At 34.4% G+C, this 1095-nt stretch carries 2 protein-coding genes; both read right to left on the reverse strand.

The window, feature by feature from the left end; genetic code table 11:
* Window positions 1-231 (reverse strand): hypothetical protein (locus L1D44_RS21615; protein ID WP_239893255.1); only part of this gene is annotated, 231 nt, incomplete at its 3' end.
* A partial coding sequence (locus L1D44_RS21620) for a glycosyltransferase family 4 protein (RefSeq protein WP_239893256.1) occupies window positions 231-1095 on the reverse strand: 865 nt, incomplete at its 5' end. The genes L1D44_RS21620 and L1D44_RS21615, both read right to left, overlap by 1 nt.

A 1095-nucleotide genomic window follows, 5' to 3' on the forward strand; every position in this document is an offset into this window, starting at 1 on the left:
ATATATTAGAATCGGTATGGAATATAATATTGACAAAAATAAACTAGTTTTGTGCCTTATATCCATTAAAGGATAGCTATAGTCAAATTCAAAACCTGAAGCCGGACTACCTAAGTGGACTAAATTGTAACTTTCAATTCCACTGTCACCCAATAGGCCGCATAAACGAGACATCTCGTAAGAGTGCCCCCCTTCTCCACAGACAAATAGTATGCTTTTCTTTCTACTCATTACAACACTCCAGTAATAAATGCACGCAAAGATTCACAAACTTTTACAGAATCATACTGACAGGCAACGTTTAAAGTTTTTCTCTTCATTGCTATGTATTCATCGTTTTTCATATTGTAACACCTTAGTATCTGTTCAAATAATGACTCAGGCCTTGAAACATCACTAAAAAGTGAATAATCACTACCAACGATATCAATTAAGGGGTTTATTCTGGTTACAACAGCCGGTATGCCACAGCTCATTGACTCCAAGAGAACAAGGCCTAAACTCTCCCTATGAGTTGGAAAAAGGAAAAAATTCAGAGAATTAAAAACCTTAGGCATATCTTCATAACTTACACCGCCAAAAACCTGGACATATTCTCGGTTTTGCATCGTACCTAATTTACAATAAAGTTGACCTTCTTGAATGCCCGTTCCATATAAAACAAACTTTATATTTAAATTATCAGGTAGCATCTCTATAGCATCTAATAGATCCTCCCACCCTTTTCCTTCCTCTATTCTAGAAACAAAACCAAACACTTTTGGCGAACTAACGTCGGGGGAATAATTCTGTATTTTTGGAAAAAACTTTTGCATGTTAACTCCTCCAGATGGAGATACAAAAATTTTTTCTTCCGATAACATTGGAAATTTTGTCAGTAGAATTTTTTTAAAGTATTCACTCGGGACAATTACACCTGTACATTTTCTCAATAAATACCCTGATGATATACCCATTACCTTATGAATCCATCGAGTGCCGACTAGATCATCACCATGAATATTAATGAAAAATTTGAATTTAATACCGAAAATGAGTGCAAAAAATAATGGGATAGTAGAATAGGTTAAGTAATGTACATAGCAGAATTTATAT

The organism is Shewanella sp. Isolate13 (assembly GCF_022398325.1).
Classification (GTDB): Bacteria; Pseudomonadota; Gammaproteobacteria; order Enterobacterales; family Shewanellaceae; genus Shewanella.